Source organism: Sphingomonas sp. R86520, assembly GCF_042466285.1.
Taxonomy (GTDB): domain Bacteria; phylum Pseudomonadota; class Alphaproteobacteria; order Sphingomonadales; family Sphingomonadaceae; genus Sphingomonas.
The window spans coordinates 865,943-884,309 of sequence record NZ_JAXHBZ010000001.1 but is presented as its reverse complement, the minus strand read 5'-3'; the positions used below and the strand labels follow the sequence as shown (position 1 = coordinate 884,309).

At 64.5% G+C, this 18,367-nt stretch carries 20 protein-coding genes and 1 riboswitch; of the genes, 5 read left to right on the top strand and 15 right to left on the bottom strand.

Features of this window, described 5'->3' with window-relative positions:
- Positions 1-41 precede the first annotated feature (41 nt).
- Positions 42-260 (top strand): hypothetical protein, encoded by a 219-nt coding sequence (locus SJY41_RS04280; protein ID WP_380779351.1) that lies wholly within the window; start codon positions 42-44, stop codon positions 258-260.
- A 9-nt stretch (positions 261-269) separates the two neighbouring features.
- On the opposite strand, the gene SJY41_RS04275 is transcribed toward SJY41_RS04280, so the two are convergent.
- The 3 genes from SJY41_RS04275 to cobU all read right to left on the bottom strand — a co-directional run bounded on the left by SJY41_RS04275 (position 270) and on the right by cobU (position 2,344).
- Positions 270-1,151, bottom strand: coding sequence for a Crp/Fnr family transcriptional regulator (locus SJY41_RS04275; RefSeq protein WP_380779349.1), 882 nt, complete (start codon positions 1,149-1,151; stop codon positions 270-272).
- Between the two features lie 341 nt (positions 1,152-1,492).
- Entirely contained in the window at positions 1,493-1,690 is a 198-nt protein-coding gene (locus tag SJY41_RS04270) for a hypothetical protein (RefSeq protein WP_380779347.1), read from the bottom strand.
- Between the two features lie 87 nt (positions 1,691-1,777).
- Positions 1,778-2,344 (bottom strand): bifunctional adenosylcobinamide kinase/adenosylcobinamide-phosphate guanylyltransferase, encoded by a 567-nt coding sequence (gene cobU, locus SJY41_RS04265; RefSeq protein WP_380779346.1) that lies wholly within the window; start codon positions 2,342-2,344, stop codon positions 1,778-1,780.
- A 93-nt stretch (positions 2,345-2,437) separates the two neighbouring features.
- Between cobU and SJY41_RS04260 the strand changes: the two genes are divergently transcribed.
- From SJY41_RS04260 to SJY41_RS04250, 3 genes are read left to right on the top strand one after another with little or no spacing between them, the layout of a single operon-like run.
- Entirely contained in the window at positions 2,438-3,412 is a 975-nt protein-coding gene (locus SJY41_RS04260) for a threonine-phosphate decarboxylase (RefSeq protein WP_380779344.1), read from the top strand.
- Complete coding sequence (cbiB, locus tag SJY41_RS04255; protein WP_380779342.1) at positions 3,405-4,343, top strand: adenosylcobinamide-phosphate synthase CbiB; 939 nt, start codon at positions 3,405-3,407, stop codon at positions 4,341-4,343. The genes SJY41_RS04260 and cbiB overlap by 8 nt, the downstream gene beginning before the upstream one ends.
- A complete protein-coding gene (locus SJY41_RS04250; RefSeq protein ID WP_380779340.1) occupies positions 4,331-5,815 on the top strand; it encodes a cobyric acid synthase in 1,485 nt (494 codons plus the stop codon). Before cbiB ends, SJY41_RS04250 begins: the two co-directional genes overlap by 13 nt.
- Here SJY41_RS04250 and cobS read toward each other — a convergent pair.
- From cobS to cobO, 5 genes are all read right to left on the bottom strand, one after another.
- Entirely contained in the window at positions 5,765-6,508 is a 744-nt protein-coding gene (cobS, locus tag SJY41_RS04245) for an adenosylcobinamide-GDP ribazoletransferase (RefSeq protein ID WP_380779338.1), read from the bottom strand. The two genes, SJY41_RS04250 and cobS, sit on opposite strands and share 51 nt — an antisense overlap.
- Positions 6,505-7,062 carry a histidine phosphatase family protein gene (locus SJY41_RS04240; protein WP_380784055.1) on the bottom strand — a complete coding sequence of 186 codons (558 nt, stop codon included), beginning with the start codon at positions 7,060-7,062 and terminating at the stop codon, positions 6,505-6,507. Before SJY41_RS04240 ends, cobS begins: the two co-directional genes overlap by 4 nt.
- An 11-nt stretch (positions 7,063-7,073) precedes the next feature.
- The gene (gene cobT, locus SJY41_RS04235) at positions 7,074-8,087 is read right to left on the bottom strand and encodes a nicotinate-nucleotide--dimethylbenzimidazole phosphoribosyltransferase (RefSeq protein ID WP_380779336.1); all 1,014 of its coding nucleotides are present in this window, start codon (positions 8,085-8,087) and stop codon (positions 7,074-7,076) included.
- Positions 8,084-8,491 carry a DUF1636 domain-containing protein gene (locus SJY41_RS04230; protein ID WP_380779334.1) on the bottom strand — a complete coding sequence of 136 codons (408 nt, stop codon included), beginning with the start codon at positions 8,489-8,491 and terminating at the stop codon, positions 8,084-8,086. Before SJY41_RS04230 ends, cobT begins: the two co-directional genes overlap by 4 nt.
- A gap of 176 nt (positions 8,492-8,667) precedes the next feature.
- A riboswitch (cobalamin riboswitch) is annotated at positions 8,668-8,868 on the bottom strand.
- A 28-nt stretch (positions 8,869-8,896) separates the two neighbouring features.
- The gene (gene cobO, locus SJY41_RS04225) at positions 8,897-9,502 is read right to left on the bottom strand and encodes a cob(I)yrinic acid a,c-diamide adenosyltransferase (RefSeq protein WP_380779333.1); all 606 of its coding nucleotides are present in this window, start codon (positions 9,500-9,502) and stop codon (positions 8,897-8,899) included.
- 54 nt (positions 9,503-9,556) lie between these two features.
- Here cobO and SJY41_RS04220 point away from each other — a divergent pair, with 54 nt between their 5' ends.
- Positions 9,557-11,173, top strand: coding sequence for an NAD(P)/FAD-dependent oxidoreductase (locus SJY41_RS04220; RefSeq protein ID WP_380779331.1), 1,617 nt, complete (start codon positions 9,557-9,559; stop codon positions 11,171-11,173).
- A 156-nt stretch (positions 11,174-11,329) separates the two neighbouring features.
- On the opposite strand, the gene SJY41_RS04215 is transcribed toward SJY41_RS04220, so the two are convergent.
- From SJY41_RS04215 to SJY41_RS04185, 7 genes are all read right to left on the bottom strand, one after another.
- The gene (locus tag SJY41_RS04215) at positions 11,330-12,007 is read right to left on the bottom strand and encodes a peptidylprolyl isomerase (protein WP_380779329.1); all 678 of its coding nucleotides are present in this window, start codon (positions 12,005-12,007) and stop codon (positions 11,330-11,332) included.
- A 70-nt stretch (positions 12,008-12,077) separates the two neighbouring features.
- On the bottom strand, positions 12,078-12,383 hold the full coding sequence (locus SJY41_RS04210) for a UBP-type zinc finger domain-containing protein (RefSeq protein WP_380779327.1): 306 nt from the start codon (positions 12,381-12,383) through the stop codon (positions 12,078-12,080).
- A complete protein-coding gene (locus SJY41_RS04205) occupies positions 12,380-14,038 on the bottom strand; it encodes an FAD-dependent oxidoreductase (RefSeq protein WP_380779325.1) in 1,659 nt (552 codons plus the stop codon). The genes SJY41_RS04210 and SJY41_RS04205 overlap by 4 nt, the downstream gene beginning before the upstream one ends.
- The gene (locus SJY41_RS04200) at positions 14,035-15,417 is read right to left on the bottom strand and encodes an FAD-containing oxidoreductase (protein ID WP_380784054.1); all 1,383 of its coding nucleotides are present in this window, start codon (positions 15,415-15,417) and stop codon (positions 14,035-14,037) included. The genes SJY41_RS04205 and SJY41_RS04200 overlap by 4 nt, the downstream gene beginning before the upstream one ends.
- On the bottom strand, positions 15,414-15,821 hold the full coding sequence (locus SJY41_RS04195; RefSeq protein ID WP_380779323.1) for a DUF4126 domain-containing protein: 408 nt from the start codon (positions 15,819-15,821) through the stop codon (positions 15,414-15,416). Before SJY41_RS04195 ends, SJY41_RS04200 begins: the two co-directional genes overlap by 4 nt.
- Positions 15,822-16,064: 243 nt before the next feature.
- Positions 16,065-16,598, bottom strand: a complete 534-nt coding sequence (locus SJY41_RS04190; RefSeq protein ID WP_380779321.1) for a RidA family protein — start codon at positions 16,596-16,598, stop codon at positions 16,065-16,067.
- Between the two features lie 75 nt (positions 16,599-16,673).
- Positions 16,674-18,308 (bottom strand): flavin monoamine oxidase family protein, encoded by a 1,635-nt coding sequence (locus SJY41_RS04185; protein WP_380779317.1) that lies wholly within the window; start codon positions 18,306-18,308, stop codon positions 16,674-16,676.
- Positions 18,309-18,367: the final 59 nt, after the last annotated feature.

Here is an 18,367-nt window from a genome sequence, read left to right as displayed (position 1 = left end):
CTTGATTCCGCGGTTGGCACATTGCTTGCTCCGCGAGCTGCATGTGGACCCGCTTTACCCGTCTCTTCGTCATCAAGACGAAGTTCGAGGCCTTCTTGGTCATCTACGGGCTCGGCCTGGGTGCGGTCGAACGGGGCATCCATTATCTCCAGCAATATCCTGGATATGGCGGATGGGTCCTGTTCGCCGCGTGCCCGATAGCCGTGTTCATGGCTGGTGGCCGGATCATAGACTCCGTCGCTCACGGCCGCGACGGCTAGGTCTGTCGGCTAGGTTTTCTGCTGCGCAAGGTGGAGATACCGGCTGGAGAAATCGGCGAGTTCTCGCAGCGCGTCCCATTGCGGAAAACTGATCCGACGTCGGTTCCGGCCAATCAGCCCGTCGGCCTCCAGCGATTTGATCGTGCGGTTCACATGTACCGCAGTAAGGCCCAGCGCGTCACCGAGCTGCTCCTGGCTCATGGGCAGTTCGTAGCCGTCCTCGCCGGTAAGGCCCTGCATGTCGAGCCGTATGGCGAATTCGCACAGGAAATGCGCGAGCCGCGATCGCGCATCGCGTCGCCCGATGTTAAGGATCCATTCGCGGAATATCGACCCTTCGACCAGCGTGTTCACGAAGATCGCATTGCCGATCGACGCGCGCGTACGGGCGAGTTCGCGCAACGCTGTCCGGGGAATGGTGGCCACCTCCGCACGCGTCAGCGTTTGAACGTTGTGATCCGCGACATCGAGAAACAGATGCTGGAAATCCAGCGCTTCGCCGGGAATATGCAGCGATACGATCTGCCGCATGCCGGCGCCGGTCAGTTTCTGTCGATACGCAAATCCGGACAGCAGCACCGCGCATTGCTCGGGCGCATCGCCTTCGCGGACCAGGTAGGAGGACGGTTCGAACGTCCTGAACGTGTAAGGAAGGGCAAGCAGAGCGGCACGGTCGTCGGCATCGAGCACCGCGTGCGTTTCCAATTTCCGAACCATCAGCCCCAATGGGCTTGGCGTCGTAGCCATGACTGTTTTCCCGCAGATATCGGGGCGAAAGCACATGCATCTCTCGGTCGTCAGCGCCCGAAAATCCGGCTGGCGATTAATTGTTTTAACATAACCAGAACGGTATTGTTCTAATAAATGTTCAATATTTCCAATAAACGGCAATTAATTGCGTTCGCCGTCAAATATAATTCAAATTATCATATCCGCAAAAAATCTTGAACAACCCAAGCATACATTTACATGATCGATAAATGATCGCCGTATATTGAACAAATGTTCTCCATAATTCGATCGCTGTACCGTGAAATGCAGAATTGATTGCGCCACTTAGCACCGCAAGGCGCTCGATCGAACAAACCGCCGGGCTTGTCGCATTCGCGCGAACGCCACTGCACGCGGCTATAGCTGGTTTTCCTGTAGCTTTTGGCTTTGGCGCTCGGTCGGGCGGGGCTTGTCTCTACGATTGCTCAAGACAAAAACGAGACCCCGCGCATCGGCAGCAATTAATCGCTCGCGAGGGCCGCCAGACCGATACGTGGAGCCCCGTCAATCTCGGCCAATTCAGCGTAAACGCAATCGATGCAATCGCTTAGCTTCGCACCAAGCAACGCGTCGTTGCCCTCGTCCGCAATCCGTAACGCTTCTTCGATAAGGAACACCATGGATTTCAACCGTGCGATCGTTTGCGCCTCGCTATGCATATGGCCCCCACTGTGTTCTGACGCACCCTAAGTTCGAAACCGGAGAATGCCAACTGTAATGCCGACAACCGGAAGCGGGCTATTGGCCTACACAGGGTTCGGCTCGAGCAAGGCCTTCCATCGCTGCGTCAGTCCCGCCATCACCATGTCCACGCTGTCGACCTGCGCGGCGATACGCTGGTGAAGCAATCCGGCGGCATCACGGAAACGGCGAGCCAGTGGATTGTCCGGTACGATTCCCAGGCCAACCTCGTTGGACACCAGGATGATACGCCCTTCGAGCCTGCCGACAGTCTCGACCAGTTGATCGACCCGCGCTGCGACATTGTCGTCCGCGAGCAACAGGTTCGATACCCACAAGGTCAGGCAGTCCACCAGCATGACCGTCTCGGGAGCATCCGCTGCGACCAGACTATCCGCAAGCGCCAGCGGGGCTTCGACGGTGCGCCACCGATCGTCTCGATCCGCGCGGTGTCGCGAAATCCGCTCCTCCATTTCGCCGTCGAACGCTTGCGCCGTCGCGACATAGACGAGGTTGGACGTCGCGCTGGAAGCCGCGGCTTCGGCTACCGCCTGGGCATGCCGGCTCTTGCCGGACCGTGCGCCCCCCAGCACGAACAGGCTTCGACCGAACGGGGCTCCTGTAGTTTGCATCGTTATGCTCCTTCGCGCTTGCGGGTCGTACCGGGAATGACGATGACGCGCGTCAGATCAAGCGAAGACCGCTTGATCGAGTGAAAGACCGTTATGCAGGCTCTGCGCGTCCACGGCGGACGGATCGATCTTGCCGCAATTCATTACCCGAACGCCCCACGCCCATGGCTGGATCTTTCCACCGGCATCAATCCGTGCGCGTGGACGGCCGACCCCATGCCCGAAGTCGACGTGCACAGCCTGCCTTCTCCCGATGCGCTATCGACGCTCGAGGCGGCTGCTGCAAAAGTATTCGGGACCACGCCAGATCGCGTCGTCGCGCTCCCCGGTAGCGAACTTGGCCTCCGCATGCTGCGCGGCCTACACCTACCGGCGCCCATCCGGTACGTCGCGCCAAGCTACGCGACGCATGCGTCCGTGAGGGAAAATGCGCTACCGGTCGTCCGGGCCTCGATCGATGCAATTGACGGCGGTACGCTCATCCTGGCGAACCCGAACAACCCGGACGGCTGCCTTGACGCACCCGAACGGCTCCTGACGATCGCGCGCGGCGGCACCTGGCTGGTCGTGGACGAGGCCTTTGCAGACGTTGCTCCGGCATCGAGCGTCATACCCCTGGTCGGCCCCGACGATCCGGTGATCGCATTCCGATCGTTCGGCAAATTCTTCGGGCTGCCGGGCATCCGCCTCGGTTTCATGATCGCGCCTTCAAGCCAGGCTGCTGCAATGCGCGACCGGCTGGGAAGCTGGCCGATCTCGGCGCATGCGGTGGCGTACGGCATTGCCGCGTACCGCGATACCGGGTGGATCGGCACGGCCCGCAAGTCGATCATCGACCGCGCCGCTCGGCTCGATGCAATGCTGTCGCGGCATGGCTTGCAGGTTCGCGGCGACTGCGCGTTGTTTCGCCTGGTCGAAACGGGCGACGCGTACGGGCTGTTCGATCGCCTCGCCCGCACTGGCATCCTGACGCGCACGTTCGACTATGCGTCGCGGTGGCTTCGTATGGGGGTGCCAGGCAGCGATGCGGCGTTCGAACGCCTCGATCAGGCGCTTGGGCATGGTTGAGCCGGTCGCGGCGCTGGCAATCGCGATCGACGTTGCGGTCGGATGGCCGGCTGCGGTGTATGCGCGGATCGGTCATCCCGTCGGCGGGTTCGCGCGCCTGATCGGCTACGCGGAGCGACGTTGGAACCGCCCCACCTCGTCGACCGGCACGCGCCGCCTCGCAGGAATACTCACCATTATATTCCTCCTCAGCGCCACCATCGCCACAACCCTCCCCGCTGCCGCGTTGGCGCGCCAGCTGTTCGGTCCGGCAACATGGATCGCTATTGCCGTCATGGCAGCGCCCGCGCTGGCGATGCGAAGCCTTCACGACCACGTCAAACCGGTGGCCCAGGCGCTCGAACAGAACGATCTCGACGCCGCACGGACCTGCGTTTCGATGATCGTAGGTCGAGACGTTACAGCGTTGGATGAAAGCGGCGTTGCCCGGGCTGCTGTCGAAAGCCTGGCAGAAAGCGTCTGCGACGGTGTGGTCGCCCCATTGTTTTGGCTGCTCGTCGCCGGTCTTCCCGGGATCTGGACGTATAAAGCAATCAACACCGCCGACAGCCTCATCGGACATCGTGAGGACCGCTGGCGGGCGTTCGGCTGGGCAGCCGCCCGCACAGACGATCTCGCCAACCTTATCCCCGCCCGGATCAGCGGCGTGGCCTTGTGTTTGGCCGGCGCCGGCGGTTGGCGCACGATGATGCGTGATGCCCGCAGCCACGCATCGCCCAACGCCGGTTGGCCGGAAGCAGCGATGGCCGGCGCCTTGGGCGTGCAGCTTGCCGGCCCGATCGCCTATGACGGTATCGTCGCCGACAAACCGTACATCGGCAGCGGCAATCGCGATCTCGGAGCCCGCGATATACGGCGTGCGCTACGGGTCTATCGAAGGACGTGCATATTGCTGCTGGTCATCGCGGGACTATTCGCATGGCTGCGCTGATGTTGCAGGGTACGGGGTCAGACGTCGGCAAGTCCGTGCTCGTCGCGGGTCTGTGCCGCGCATTTTCCAACAGGGGCCTGTCCGTCCGCCCGTTCAAGCCGCAGAACATGTCCAACAACGCCGCGGTGACAGGGGACAGCGGCGAGATTGGCCGCGCACAGGCGACCCAGGCGCTCGCCTGCCGCGTTGCACCCAGCGTCGACATGAATCCAGTCCTGCTCAAGCCTCAAGGCGACCGGACATCCCAACTGATCGTCCGTGGCCAGGTGCGCGGCATTTTGGCCGCAGCGCGTTGGCGCGAAGGGAGGGTCGGTCTGCTTCCTGAGATACTCGACAGTTTCGCCCGGCTGTCGGACGCCTGCGACCTCGTCATCGTCGAGGGGGCGGGCAGCCCTGCCGAGATCAACCTGCGCGACGCCGATATCGCCAATATGGGTTTTGCGCGCGCTGCCGATGTCCCCGTCATCCTGGTCGGCGACATCGACCGCGGGGGCGTGATAGCCTCGATCGTCGGCACGCGTGCGGTGATCGATCCTGCCGATGCGGCAATGATCCGCGGCTTTCTCGTCAACAAATTCCGCGGCGATCCCGTGTTGTTCGATGACGGCTATCGCGCGATCGAGACGCTCAGCGGGTGGCGCGGCTATGGGGTCGTACCCTGGCTCGCCGATGCAGTCCGCCTGCCCAGCGAAGACGCGGTGATACTCGAACGTCCCGTTCGATCAGGGGCGCGAGCCGTGCGGATCGCGTGCCCGATCACACCGAGGATCGCCAATTTCGACGATCTCGACCCGCTTCGCCTCGAACCCGGCATAGAGCTGATAATGGTGCCGCCCGGCACGCCGATCCCTGACGTAGACATGATCATACTCGCCGGGTCGAAGGCGACCATCAAGGATCTGGCCTTCCTTCGCGCGCAGGGTTGGGACGTCGATATCCTTGCGCACCACCGGCGTGGCAAGTCGATCGTGGGGCTTTGTGGCGGGTATCAGATGCTTGGCCGAAGCATCGCAGACCCGCACGGCATCGAAGGCGAGGCCACGACGGTAGCGGGCCTAGGTCTGCTCGAGATCGACACGCGTTTGGCCATCACCAAAACGCTCGTACAGGTCCAGGGCATGGCCCAAGGCGCGCGGTTCGAAGGGTTTGAGATGCACATGGGCGCGACGACCGGCGAAGGACTGGGACGTCCGTTCGGGCATCGTGCCGACGGCAGCGCGGAGGGGGCGATCAGTGCCGACGGGCTGGTCGCTGGCAGCTATGTCCACGGGCTGTTCGCGCTTGCCGAGCAACGCGCTGTCTGGCTTGCGCGGATCGGCGTGGATGCAGTGGGGCCAGATCACGCCGTATCGGTCGATACCGCGCTCGACGCGATCGCCGCGACCCTGGAACGCCAGCTCGACCTCGATGCGATGCTTGCGTTAGCGCAACAAGCCGGTCGCAGCGCCGCCAATGGTGCCGGCCACGGCTAGCGACAGAAGTATGCCGGTTTCCACGATCTCGATCCCGGCCCCGTGAGCGTCGCCAGTGATGCCTCCGATCGACCGCCGCAACCATGCAGCAACACCGACCAGCAGGAACGGCACCGTTATCATCGCCGGCGCGATGACCGCCGCAAAGGCAAGCACCATTCCCCAGCCGATCAGATCGCGCAACCGGACGATGCCCGCCAGCGCAGCGCCCAGTCCGCCCGCGCGCAACGGCGGCAACCAGACCGCCCAGACGAGTGGTCCGATCCGTGCCGCGAACGGTACCAGCATGATTGTCCACCACCCCGCCGTTCCCACCGCGTGAAGCAGTACGAGTTTGGCTATCATCTGACCGGCGATGGCTACCACGCCGAAACTGCCGATATGCGGGTCCGCCATTACCGCCAGCAACCGCGTTCGGTCGCCGTGCGCCGCGCCCAGGCCGTCGGCAAGATCCGCGAGCCCGTCGAGATGGAGGGCGCCGGTCACTGCGATCCAGACGATCAACGCGGCACAGGCACCAGTCCACGGATCCATCACCGAGCCCAGCCACCCCATCGCCGCGACGATTGCGCCGATACCCAACCCAACAACCGGGTACAAGCGGATCGCCTCGGCGAAATCTCGTTGGCCGATCGTCATGCGCGGCATAGGCAGGCGCGTCAGGAAGCCGAATGCAACGATCAGTCGCCTCATGTCGTCAAGCCGGTGATCTGGACGGTCCGCACCGCCCCCGGCCAGATCCGCAACGATACCAGCGCCGCATAGGGCAAATCGAACGCCCATAGCTGCTGCCGGTCGAACCCACACAGATGCGCCAGCGCTGCGCGGATCGCGCCGCCGTGCGTCACGACCAACGATGCCGCGGGCGGAATTGCGTCAAGCGCCCGGCTGACCCGATCCTGCAACGCCGACCAGCGCTCCCCCCCGGGTGGTGGCGCCACGTCAGGATCCTCATGAAACCGGGCGAATGCCGACGGATCGACCTCGTCCGGCCGCAATCCATCCCACGCGCCGAAGTTCAGCTCGCGCCACCGCGCATCGGCCGCGACCTCGATCCGACGTGGAGCAGCTACCGCGGCGGCGCATGCACGCGCACGCGCCAGATCGGACGAGAAGATCTGCAAGACATCAAGCGATTCTGCGCGTCCTAGGCAGGCCGCAACCCCCGCCTCGGTGGCCGGATCATCGGTACGCCCCAGCAAAAGCCCTTCGCGCACCGGCGCCCCATGCCGCATGAGATACAGCATGTACGGCGCGCTCACGCCGTCGCCACCCCCGCTTCGGCGAAGGTCGCCATCCCGTCATGGGCGGCCAACGCCGCGCGAACGATCAGGGTTGCGACGGCTGCGCCGCTTCCTTCGCCCAACCGCATGTCGAGCGACAGCAGCGGATCGAGCGCGAGCGACGCCAGCAACCGGCTGTGCCCCGGCTCAGCGGACACATGCCCCGCCAGGCAGTGCGCGAGGATATCCGGGCACGCCGCAGCGATCGGGGCAACCGACGCGCAACAGATGAAGCCGTCCAGCACCACCGGAACGCCCATCAACCGCGCCGCGACGACGGCGCCCGCGATCGCCGCGAGCTCTCGTCCGCCTAGCCGTCGGAGAACCTCGAACGGTGTCCCGATCGCTTCACGGTGCCGAGCCAGTCCCGCTTCGACGACCGCGATCTTGCGTACCATGCCTTCGCTATCGATCCCGGTGCCCGGACCGACCCAATCGCGACCCGATCCACCAAAACTCGCCATGCACAGCGCTGCGGCGGTCGTGGTGTTGCCGATCCCCATCTCCCCCAGCACGACGAGATCAGGCGAGCCGGCTACCGCCGCTGCCCCTAGGTTGATCGCGTCGAGGCAATCTTCCACCGACATCGCCGGTGCATCCGTGAAATCGTCGGTGGGCCGGTCGAGATCGATCGCGACGATCCGTAGATCGAGCCCCGCCGTCGTCGAAAGCGCGTTGATCGCGGCGCCGCCATGCTCGAAATTGCTTACCATCTGCGCCGTAACCGATGCCGGAAACGCACTGACGCCGCGCGCGACGATACCGTGATTGCCCGCGAAGATGAGCGCCCGAGCGTTGTCGATCCGCGGCCGTTCGCGGCCCTGCCATCCGGCCATGAACACCGCAATGTCCTCCAGGCGGCCGAGCGAGCCCGGTGGTTTGGTCAGTTGCCCTTGGCGAGCAATCGCGGCGGATCGCGCGGCTTGATCCGGCTGCGGCAAGCCTTGCAAAGCGGCGAGGAACGCCGTCGGTGTTGCGAACATGGTCATTCCACGACGAACCCTGCTGGCGGCGTGCGTGTGATGAAATGTCCCTTTACGCCCTGGGGCCATTGCTTGAACGGCACCTGTCCGAATGCGCTTTCGCCGTAGAGGCGTGCATAGTCGAGGATTGCTCGTGCGGCATCTTCGGTCGGCTCGAACCGGCCGAGCACGTAGCCAACCTTGGCTGGCGCGCGCAGGTGGATCGTGCAGAAATCCTGGCACGCGAAAAGACACGGCATTTCCTGCACCGCGACATCGGCATAGGCGGGATCGCTGGCCTGCACCGCTTTCAACGCGCCGACGAGACGTGCACCGCCGCGGATACCCTCGCCGTCGTCGCGGGCATCGGATGAGTGGCGGCAGGTGTTGCATGCGACCACCGCGACGCCGTCCTCGACGTGCTTCAACATGCGGATGCTTCGGCGGTTGAGCACGAGACACGATAAATGACAGGCATGTTTTCCCCTTCGGACAGTCGATCCCGCATCGCGCGACGGGCATAGGCACAAGCCTACGGCCCTCGCGAGACGCGAAGCGATGTCGTCGCTCGGGGTATTACCCGTCCGCTCGGCGCACCCTGGCCGGACGAAAGACGACTGCGACAGGCAGGTCTCCTGGCTCGCGAGTCAGCGCCGTTTCGTGCCGCCTTCTCGGGACCTGCATCCCAATGGCGTGTGGCACGGTGGCTCGTCGCTTACAGTTGCAGGGGCAGCCGGGGTTCACCCGTTCCCGTTTTCATCCCCGTCTACGTCGCCGCGTCGAGGGAACCTGTCGCAAGGTCGCGATACGCCCGAGGTACGGGTCACGCAAGACGCCTAGAACTCGACCCCGGCTTGCGCCTTAACGCCCGACCGGAACGGGTGCTTCACCTGCGTCATCTCGGTCACCAGATCCGCAATTTCGACCAAGGCCTCTGGTGCGTTCCGTCCTGTCACCACGACATGCGTCATCTCCGGCTTGGCCGCCAAAGCCGCCAGCACCTCGTCAACCGGTAGATACTCGTAGCGCAGCACGATGTTCAGCTCGTCCGCGATCACCATCGCATAGGACGGATCGGCGATCATCCGCCTGACCTCGTCCCAAGCGTCCCGTGCCACCGCGATGTCCCGCGCCCGGTCCTGCGTGTCCCAGGTAAAGCCCTCCCCCATCGGCTTGAATTCGCACAGGTTCGGAAACGCGTCGAAGACCGCCTTTTCGCCGGTCGTCATCGCGCCCTTCACGAACTGCACGACACCGACCTTGCGCCCATGCCCGATCATCCGCACTGCCATGCCGAACGCGGCGGTGGACTTGCCCTTGCCCTTACCGGTGTGGACGATGACCAAGCCTCTCTCGATCGTCTTGCTCGCGACGATCCGGTCCTGGACCTCCTTGCGTTTGGCGCTCTTGGCATTCTGCTCGTCGTCGGTCCGCATGATCATGTCCTCTCCTGCTCCCGATGGCGGATCGCGCCGCGCGGCGCTAGAGCGTGCGCCATGCTCCGCATCACCGACCTCAAGCTGCCGCTCAATCACGCCGACGAAGCGCTCCCCGCCGCGATCCGCGACCGCCTGCGCATCACGCCGCGCGACCTGATCCGCTACACCGTGGCGCGTCGCGCGCACGATGCCCGTGACAAGATGGACATCCAGCTCGTCTATTCGGTCGACGTCACGCTGAAGAACGAGGACACGGTCCTTCAGCGTTTTCGCAAGGACCGCCACGTCCAGCGTACGCCCGACACCGGCTATCGCTTCGTCATCAAGGGCGGCGCCAGCTATACCGGCCCCCGCCCGGTCGTCGTCGGCGCAGGCCCATGCGGCCTGTTCGCCGGCCTGATCCTGGCACAAATGGGGTTCCGCCCCATCATTCTTGACCGCGGGAAAGTGGTCCGCGAACGCACCAAGGACACTTGGGGGCTCTGGCGCAAGAGCGTCCTCAACCCCGAATCCAACGTCCAGTTCGGCGAGGGCGGGGCCGGCACCTTCTCCGACGGCAAGCTGTGGAGCCAGATCAAGGACCCGCGTCACCTCGGCCGCAAGGTCCTGACGGAGTTCGTGAAGGCCGGCGCCCCGCCCGAGATCCTCACCGAAGCACACCCGCATATCGGCACCTTCCGCCTCGTCACGATGGTCGAGAGCATGCGCGAGACGATCGAAGCGCTCGGCGGCGAATACCGCTTCTCCACGCGGGTAGACGGTCTCGACATCGTCGAGGAGGCAGGCGCGCGGCAGCTGCGGGGCCTGCACCTCAGCACCGGCGACTATCTCGAAGCCAATCACGTCGTCTTCGCAGTCGGCCACAGCGCGCGCGACACGTTCGAGATGCTTCATGCCAAGGGCGTGTATGTCGAGGCCAAGCCGTTCTCGATCGGCGTCCGCATCGAGCATCCGCAATCCTGGATCGACGAAGCGCGGTTTGGCCCATGTGCCGGCCACCCCGATCTCGGTGCGGCGGCGTACAGCCTGTCGCACCACTGCAGGAACGGGCGGACCGTCTACAGTTTCTGCATGTGTCCGGGCGGCACGGTGGTCGCCGCGACCTCCGAAGAAGGCCGCGTCGCGACCAACGGCATGAGCCAATATTCGCGTAACGAACGCAACGCGAATTCGGGGATCGTGATCGGAATCGATCCAGAGCGTGACTATCCCGGCCACCCGCTTGCCGGCATCGAATTGCAACGTCACTGGGAATCGCGCGCCTATGTCGCGGGCGGCTCGAACTACAAGGCACCTGCGCAACGCATCGGCGACCTGCTTGCCGGGCGGCCGTCAACCGCGCTCGGCTCCGTGATCCCGTCGTACAAGCCAGGCGTGACGATGACCGATCTGTCGGAATGCCTGCCCGAGTTCGCGATCACCGCCCTGCGCGAGGCGCTGCCGGCATTCGGCCGCGAGATTCCCGGCTATGACCATCCCGACGCGGTCCTCACGGGCGTCGAGACGCGCACGTCCTCACCGGTGAGGATCACCAGAGGCGATGATTTCGTGAGCCTGAACACCGCTGGCCTGTTCCCGGCGGGCGAGGGCGCGGGCTATGCGGGCGGCATCCTTTCAGCAGCGGTCGACGGTATCAAGGTCGCGGAGGCCGTCGCGCTCAGCCTGACGGCCTGATCCGACGCAATCCTCCCTTGGCGAGCAAAGTGGCTGACGCTAGCCTGACAACGGCCAGACAACGGCCAGACAATTGGCGTTCCCACTCATTGGTGCCGCGCCCCGTCCGTGAGTTCATCAACGTGACACCTCTCCCCATACCGGCGGTGCGATCCCTCATCTTACTCGGTCGGGCCGCGTCTTGATCAACCACGCGCGCGGCAAGCCGGTCGGTTTCGCTACGCCGTCCAGCCGGCGCGCGCTCACCAGCGCCACCCGCTTGAGGATCATCTGGTCCTTGAAGGCGTCCATGCCGCCGCCGGTCGGCTTGGCAAGGATACGCTTCACCACGTCCATCCCTGCGACCACATGCCCGAACGCCGCATATCCCGGATAACCGGGCCGCGCGTCCATTGCCGGCGCGGGTCCGATGGTGATGAAGAAATTGCCGCCTGCAGACGCCGGCGTCATCCCTCGCGCCATCGAGATCGTCGCGTCGAGATGCTTGATGCCGGTCATCGCGGTCGTTTCAAGCGGGAATGGCGGCAGGATCCGCCGCGCATCGGTCCGAATGCCTGCCTGGATAAACCCAAGTTTCGGCGCCGACTTCTGCCGGCTTGCACGGTAGAAATCGGTCCCATCGAACCGGCCGTCGTCGACATAAGCCAGGAAGTTCGCCGACGTCTGCGGCGCATGGCGCGCGTCCAGCGCTAATATGATCGGTCCCTCCGACGTCACGATCCGGACCCGTATCAAGCCCGGTTTCGGGCCCGACAGCGGTTGCCCGGTCCGTTGTGCCGAACCGGCCGTCGCGAGTGTCGCGACGGCGAGCAGCCCAATCATAAAACGCCGCATATCGATCTCTCACGCCTGCACTTGTCGAGCGCGCTAGTCTCGGCGCCCCGTCGACGCAAGCGGACTGCGATCAGACATAGCGCGGGATCGGGCCCCATTGCGGTGTCTGGTCAGGCAAATCGACCATTGTCTCGTCGACGAAGCACCAGCCCCATCCCTCGGGCGGATCATAGCCTTCGATGATCGGATGCCGCGTGACTTGGAAATGTGCGGTTGCATGACGGTGCGGCGAGTCGTCGCAGCAACCGACATGCCCGCAGGTACGGCAGATCCTGAGATGAACCCATTCGCTGCCCATCGTCAGGCACTCTTCGCACCCTTTGGCACTTGGCGTGACGGTCTGGATCGTTTCCATGTGCGTGCAACCGTAACTCATACCGCGCCTCTCTCCGCTGCTTCGGCCAGTACCGAATGGATCTGCGCGACCACGGCCGCACCCTCGCCAACCGCCGCCGCAACGCGCTTGGTGGATCCGGCACGAACGTCGCCGATCGCGAACACCCCCGCGCGACTGGTCTGCAACGGCAACGACGCCCGCCCTGTCACGATGAACCCCTTCGCGTCGGTTTCCACGCAGCCCTTCAACCAGCCTGCGTTGGGATCCGCACCGATGAACAGGAACAGATGCCGCATCGCGCATTGGTGCGTCGATCCATCCGCGCGACACCGGAAAATCGCACCGGTAAGTCCAGTCGTCCGATCACCTTCCAGGCCGACGATCTCGGTGTCGACGTGGATCGTCACGTTCGGGAGCGCTGCGATGCGGTCGACCAGATATTTCGACATCGTTGCCGACAGCGGCCGCCGGATGATCAGATGGAGGTGCTTCACGCGCGGCGCCAAGAACACCACGGCCTGCCCTGCGGAGTTGCCACCACCGACCAGAGCAACCTCTTCGCCCTCACACAGCCGTGCCTCGATCGGTGACGCCCAGTACGATACACCGGCACCTTCGAAGACTGCCAGATCGGGGATATCCGGCCGGCGATACCGGGCGCCCGAGGCAACGATAACCGTCTGCGCCTGAATCCGCCGGTCGCCTGCCAGTTCGAGGGCAAGCGGATCGCCCGCCGCCCGCTCTTCATCGCAATCGAGATGCTCTACGGTCAACGGAATCGCGATCTCCGCACCGAATTTGAGTGCCTGGTTAAAGGCCCGCCCTGCAAGCGCCTGCCCCGAGATGCCGGTCGGGAACCCGAGATAATTCTCGATCCGGGCGGAAGCGCCGGCCTGCCCGCCGACCGCGCGTTCGTCGAGCACGATCACCGACAGTCCCTCGGACGTCGCGTACACCGCCGCCGCGAGGCCTGCCGGCCCCGCGCCGACGATCGCGACATCGTACACCACCGTAGGATCGAGGTCGGGCGTGATGCCCAGACACGCCGCCACTTCAACGTCGGACGGCCTCTTCAGCACCGTACCGTTCGGACAGACCACCAACGGCAGGTCACTGGATGCGACGCCGATGCGCTCAACCAGCGCATGCCCTTCATCATCGGACGCGGCATTGAGGACGATGTTGGGATAGCCCGACCGGGTCAGAAACCCCTGCAGTCGGACGATGTCGGGACTGCCTGGTATGCCGACGATCACCGTCCCGCCGCTGCCCTGCTCGATCAAGCCGACACGGCGCAGGATCAAGGCGCGCATCACGATCTCGCCGACGTCGGCGGAGCCCACCATCAGCGCACGCAGATGCGCCGGATCGAACGGCAGCGCGGTACATCCTTCAGGTCCCGCCGTACCACCCGCGATCGACGGCCGTCCGGCCAGCTGGTTGACCTCGCCGGTCAGCTGGCCAGCGCCGTGCGTGGTGATCGGCGCTTCGTGGCTCAGCCCGTCGCGGCGTACGACGTCGATCGTTCCGACAATCACCAGCCAGGCGGGCGCCCCCTGCTCGCCGATCGCATAGACTTTCTCGCCCGCCGCGAAGGTGCGCTCGGGACCGCTGGCGAAGCGCCTGGCGGTCTCCATCTGTCCCGCATCGAGGACAGGGAACATCTGGTGCTCGCGCGAATCGAGATTGCTCATGGCGTTTCCGGGAATGCGAGGCCAAGCAGGACGGTCGGGATCAGTTCCGATACCGTTGGATGGATCGGGACTGCCCAGCGCAGTACCGACAACGGTTGATCGGCATTCATCATGTCGAGGATCCCGTGGATCGCCTCGTCGCCGCCCGTGCCGAGAATTGCTGCGCCGAGAATACGCTGCGTACCGGCATCGGCGACGATCTTCATGAAACCCTTGGTTTCACCCTTCTCGACCGCACGTCCCACTCGGGTCATCGGTCGTCTCGACACCAGTATCGACCGCCCGTTCCTTTCCGCTTCGGTTTGCGTCATCCCGACCCGCCCGAGCGGCGGGTCGGTGTAGAGCGCATAGCCGACCAGGCGCTGGCTGACCTTTCGGTCTTCGCCGTCGAGGAGGTTAGCGGCAACGATCTCGAAATCATTGTACGCGGTGTGTGTGAAGGCGCCGCGACCGTTGCAATCGCCCAACGCCCAGATGCCCGCAACGTTGGTCGCGAGCGCGTCGTCGACCCTGATGTAGCCCTTCGCGTCGGTCACGATGCCGGCGGCCTCCAGCCCCAGATCATCGGTATTCGGCCGCCGCCCAACCGCCAGCAGGACGTGGCTGCCGACCACCACCGGATCGCCCGCCTCGCAATCGATCGACACCGCGACGCCCGATGCATGTCCCGCAAAGGCGATGCAGTTCGCGCCGGTCCGTACGGTGATCCCTTCGTCCTCCAGGATCTTACGCACCGCGTCGGACACGTCCGGATCCTCATGCGCGATCAGCCGCTTGCCGCGCTCCACGACCGTCACCGCGGCACCGAACCGGCGGTACATCTGCGCGAATTCGAGCCCGACATAGCTCCCGCCGACGACCACGAGATGGTCGGGCACGGTCTCCAGCGCGACCATGTCGGTGTTGTCGAGATGTGGCACCTCGCCAACGCCGGGCATGTCCGGCACGCTCGCACGCCCCCCTACGTTCAGGAAGATGCGAGGCGCGGTCAGGTCGTCACCATCGACCGAAATGGTTCGAGGGCCCGTGAAACGCGCATGCCCACGCAGCAAGGTAAGCCCTGTCATGCCCTCCAGCCACGTCTCGTTCCCGGTCCGCGCGTCCGTCACGACTTTTTGCGCGCGCGCAGCGACTGCGGGCATGTCGATTGCGACCTCACTGGTCCGCACCCCGAACTCCCCCGCCCGCCGCGCCAGATGTGCGGCATAGGCGCTGGCGACGAGCGTCTTGGTCGGCATGCATCCGGTATTGACGCAGGTGCCGCCCACCAGTTTGCGTTCGATCAGCGCGACCGTCATCCCCGCCGCCGTCAGCCTGCCGGCAAGCGGCGGCCCCGCCTGCCCCGCGCCGACGATGATCGCGTCGAACTGCCGCATCAGATCGACGTGACCACCAGCACCGCGCCCAGGATCGCGACCGCATCCTCGATGAGTGCGGCCGGCCGATCGCGACCGAATGCCACCGCTAACCGCGCGCGGGCGGCGGCGCCCCCATAGGTCCCGACTACGGCGCCAACCACACCGAGCACGATTCCCGGCAGCGGGGCATTCACGCCGTAGCCGATGGCACCGCCCGACAATCCTCCGGCAATGAGGCGCGCGCCGAATTGCGGCGGCACCTTGCGGCTCGGGGTGGATGGCAACTGATCGGTGACGAGTTCCGCTGCGGCGAGCAGCGTGAATATCCAGGGCGTGAACCGCCATCCGAGAAACGCCAGCCATGTTCCCTGCAACGGCAGACCACCGCGCGCGGCCGCCCAGGCGACCGCTGCGGGTGCCATCATCGCGCGTAGTCCTGCTACGACACCGATGGCAAATGCGAGACCTAGTCCGTGAGCGAGCGATGGAACGAGCATGGCAATCTCCGATCCTGTGAGGCCAAGAGTTTCACACGCTCCACCGGACCGGTCAAACCGTTACGGAACCGATATGGCAGAGCCGCTGCGCGCGGCCGTCGCGTCAACGATCTGTCCCGTCGTCCAAGCCGTTGGATTCCCGCACGAACGTCGAACGCACCTTGCCGTCGATTATTTTGCGGCCGTCGCCTCGATTTCCACAAGGAAGGCCGGCCCGGCCAACGCGGCGACCTGTACCGTCGATCGCGCGACCCTATTCGGATTCTGGGTCGTCCCGAAAAACATCTTGTACGCGTCGTTCATCCCCGAGAAATCCATCTTGCCGCCCAGCTTGGGGTCACCCGCGACGAATACCGTCAACTTGATGATATCGCGCATCGTATAGCCCTGCGCCGCCAGAATGGCCTCGATCTTGTTCAGCGCGCTGATCGTCTGCGTCTTCGTGTCGCCGAAGTCGGCGATCGTCAGTTGCGCCGCCGGCGTCTTGCTGGCGGGGTCGAGCGGCGCGGCGAGCTGTCCGCTCAGATACAGCATCGTGGCACCGGCGGGTACGGTGACCGCCTGAAGTATCAACCCGGGTGGCGTGTTGGCATGACGCACGATCGCGGAGCCGCCGGTTTCGGATGTCGGCACCTGAGCGACAGCAGCGCATGAACCGCCAATCGCGGCAAACAGGACGATCGTCGTGGCAATGATCTTCGACATGCGCTTCCTCTCGAATAACATTAGTGCTGGTCATCGGCGCCCGCTCACATCGGCGTCTGCCGACGGTATCGTAGCTTACCCCAACGCGTCTTGGCGATTTGGTCGCAAGATCGCCTGTGAAGCGACCCGCTGGGCCAAGGCGATCACTTGCGCATGAGCGGACTGTATCCCGCCCTCCTGCCATCCCGGCGTCTGGCTGAGCGCGGCCGACGCGAAGTAGACGCGGCCGTCGGGTTTCTGCAGCACGCGGAAGGCGGGCGTGTCGATATGTCCTTCCTGCCTGCCATTCGCGCTACCCGCGTTCCAATCCGGCCAGGGACCCAGGCTGTACGGAATCTTGTGCCAGTTGACCGCAAGCCCGTTGACCAGATCAGCGCCGTGCCCCGGATGCAACCGGTCAACGACGCCGCGCGAAAACGCGATCTGCTCGGCGATAGGCCGTTTTGCGAACTCCGCTGCGATGGCGCCGGACGAATAACAGCCGAGCAGCATGCCACGCTCGGAATGCAGGCCAGCCGAGGGGTACCAGATGAGAGTCGTCGGACCGCCCACGAACGAAATACCGCCATAAATCTGCTCGCGTTCCCAGAAGCGCGGGCTCTCGAATGCGACCTTGTTCGAATGATCGTAGACGACGCCAGCGATGGTCTTCTTCAGATCGCGAGAGAAATCGGTGTCGATCGTCGCCAGCACGGGGAACGGGATCGTGCAGATGACGTAATCCGCGGACACCGTACTGATGACGTCGCTCGCCTTGTCGCGGTACACGATCTCCACGCCGTGCGCGGTATGTCGGATCCGCGAGACCTCGGCGCCACGGACCGCGGGCTGGCGCAGGTTGCGATCGAAGCCGGCATGGATCCGGTCCATTCCACCGACCGGCTCGAACATCGTCGCCTGCATGTAGAGATTGTCTTCGAACAACGTCATTGGCAGCCGTTCGTTCGCGAGCAGTTGGTCGAGAGCCACCGCGCTGCCCGCCGACGAGAAGACCGCACCGGCACCTGGCGCCGTTCCGAACCCCGATCGCTCGGTACCTTCGAAGGTATAGCGCTCACCCAGATCGCCATAAGCCTTGAGGAACGGGAGCAGCTTTTGCCTGTCCGCCGCCGTGACTGACTGGTCCAATGCGCCTTGGTTGATCGCTTTTGCCAAAAGCTCCGCAATGTGCCCGCGCATGTCGTTGATGGCGGTCCGCATGCGGATCTTGCTGCCATTCTCGGCCATGACATAGGCAGACCGGCTGGAATTCACTTCGACTTCCAACGGCACACCGAATTTCTTCGCATAGCCGATCAGGCCTTGGTGAAAGCTCGGAATGCGGGCAGGTCCGGCGTTGAAATAGATACCGTCCGAGAACGTGGCGGTTTGCGTTGCCTCGCCGATCATCTCGATCTTGTCGCCATCGCGCACGGTCCATGCTCGGCCACCGACCCGGTCGCGTGCCTCCAGCACGGTCACATGAAACCCTGCCTGCTCCAGCTCGTATGCCGCGGTCAGCCCGGCGATCCCGGCGCCCAGCACGACGACATGAACGCCCTTACCCATCGTCGGTGTCAGCGTCGCGAGCGCCTGCGCATGCGACGTTCCGATCAGCCCACCCGTCAGTCCCAGCGCCTGCATTGCACCGAGCGTGGCGCCCAGCCCGCCCATTAGGCCCAGCCGGCTCAAGATATCCCTGCGCGTCACTACCGAAGTTTTCGTGATCATCGATGCCCCCGAAACGACAGACCCCCGAGTATCTGCCGGACTCAGAAACGCCGTCGGTC

Excerpts from the sequence above, each read along its gene's own strand:
- SJY41_RS04280 (WP_380779351.1), top strand. The coding sequence starts at position 42 with ATGTGGACCCGCTTTACCCGTCTCTTCGTCATCAAGACGAAGTTCGAG.
- SJY41_RS04270 (WP_380779347.1), bottom strand. The coding sequence starts at position 1,690 with ATGCATAGCGAGGCGCAAACGATCGCACGGTTGAAATCCATGGTGTTC.
- cobU (WP_380779346.1), bottom strand. The coding sequence starts at position 2,344 with ATGCAAACTACAGGAGCCCCGTTCGGTCGAAGCCTGTTCGTGCTGGGG.
- SJY41_RS04260 (WP_380779344.1), top strand. The coding sequence starts at position 2,438 with ATGCAGGCTCTGCGCGTCCACGGCGGACGGATCGATCTTGCCGCAATT.
- cbiB (WP_380779342.1), top strand. The coding sequence starts at position 3,405 with ATGGTTGAGCCGGTCGCGGCGCTGGCAATCGCGATCGACGTTGCGGTC.
- SJY41_RS04250 (WP_380779340.1), top strand. The coding sequence starts at position 4,331 with ATGGCTGCGCTGATGTTGCAGGGTACGGGGTCAGACGTCGGCAAGTCC.
- cobS (WP_380779338.1), bottom strand. The coding sequence starts at position 6,508 with ATGAGGCGACTGATCGTTGCATTCGGCTTCCTGACGCGCCTGCCTATG.
- SJY41_RS04240 (WP_380784055.1), bottom strand. The coding sequence starts at position 7,062 with ATGCTGTATCTCATGCGGCATGGGGCGCCGGTGCGCGAAGGGCTTTTG.
- cobT (WP_380779336.1), bottom strand. The coding sequence starts at position 8,087 with ATGACCATGTTCGCAACACCGACGGCGTTCCTCGCCGCTTTGCAAGGC.
- SJY41_RS04230 (WP_380779334.1), bottom strand. The coding sequence starts at position 8,491 with ATGTTGAAGCACGTCGAGGACGGCGTCGCGGTGGTCGCATGCAACACC.
- cobO (WP_380779333.1), bottom strand. The coding sequence starts at position 9,502 with ATGATCATGCGGACCGACGACGAGCAGAATGCCAAGAGCGCCAAACGC.
- SJY41_RS04220 (WP_380779331.1), top strand. The coding sequence starts at position 9,557 with ATGCTCCGCATCACCGACCTCAAGCTGCCGCTCAATCACGCCGACGAA.
- SJY41_RS04215 (WP_380779329.1), bottom strand. The coding sequence starts at position 12,007 with ATGCGGCGTTTTATGATTGGGCTGCTCGCCGTCGCGACACTCGCGACG.
- SJY41_RS04210 (WP_380779327.1), bottom strand. The coding sequence starts at position 12,383 with ATGAGTTACGGTTGCACGCACATGGAAACGATCCAGACCGTCACGCCA.
- SJY41_RS04205 (WP_380779325.1), bottom strand. The coding sequence starts at position 14,038 with ATGAGCAATCTCGATTCGCGCGAGCACCAGATGTTCCCTGTCCTCGAT.
- SJY41_RS04195 (WP_380779323.1), bottom strand. The coding sequence starts at position 15,821 with ATGATGGCACCCGCAGCGGTCGCCTGGGCGGCCGCGCGCGGTGGTCTG.
- SJY41_RS04190 (WP_380779321.1), bottom strand. The coding sequence starts at position 16,598 with ATGTCGAAGATCATTGCCACGACGATCGTCCTGTTTGCCGCGATTGGC.
- SJY41_RS04185 (WP_380779317.1), bottom strand. The coding sequence starts at position 18,308 with ATGATCACGAAAACTTCGGTAGTGACGCGCAGGGATATCTTGAGCCGG.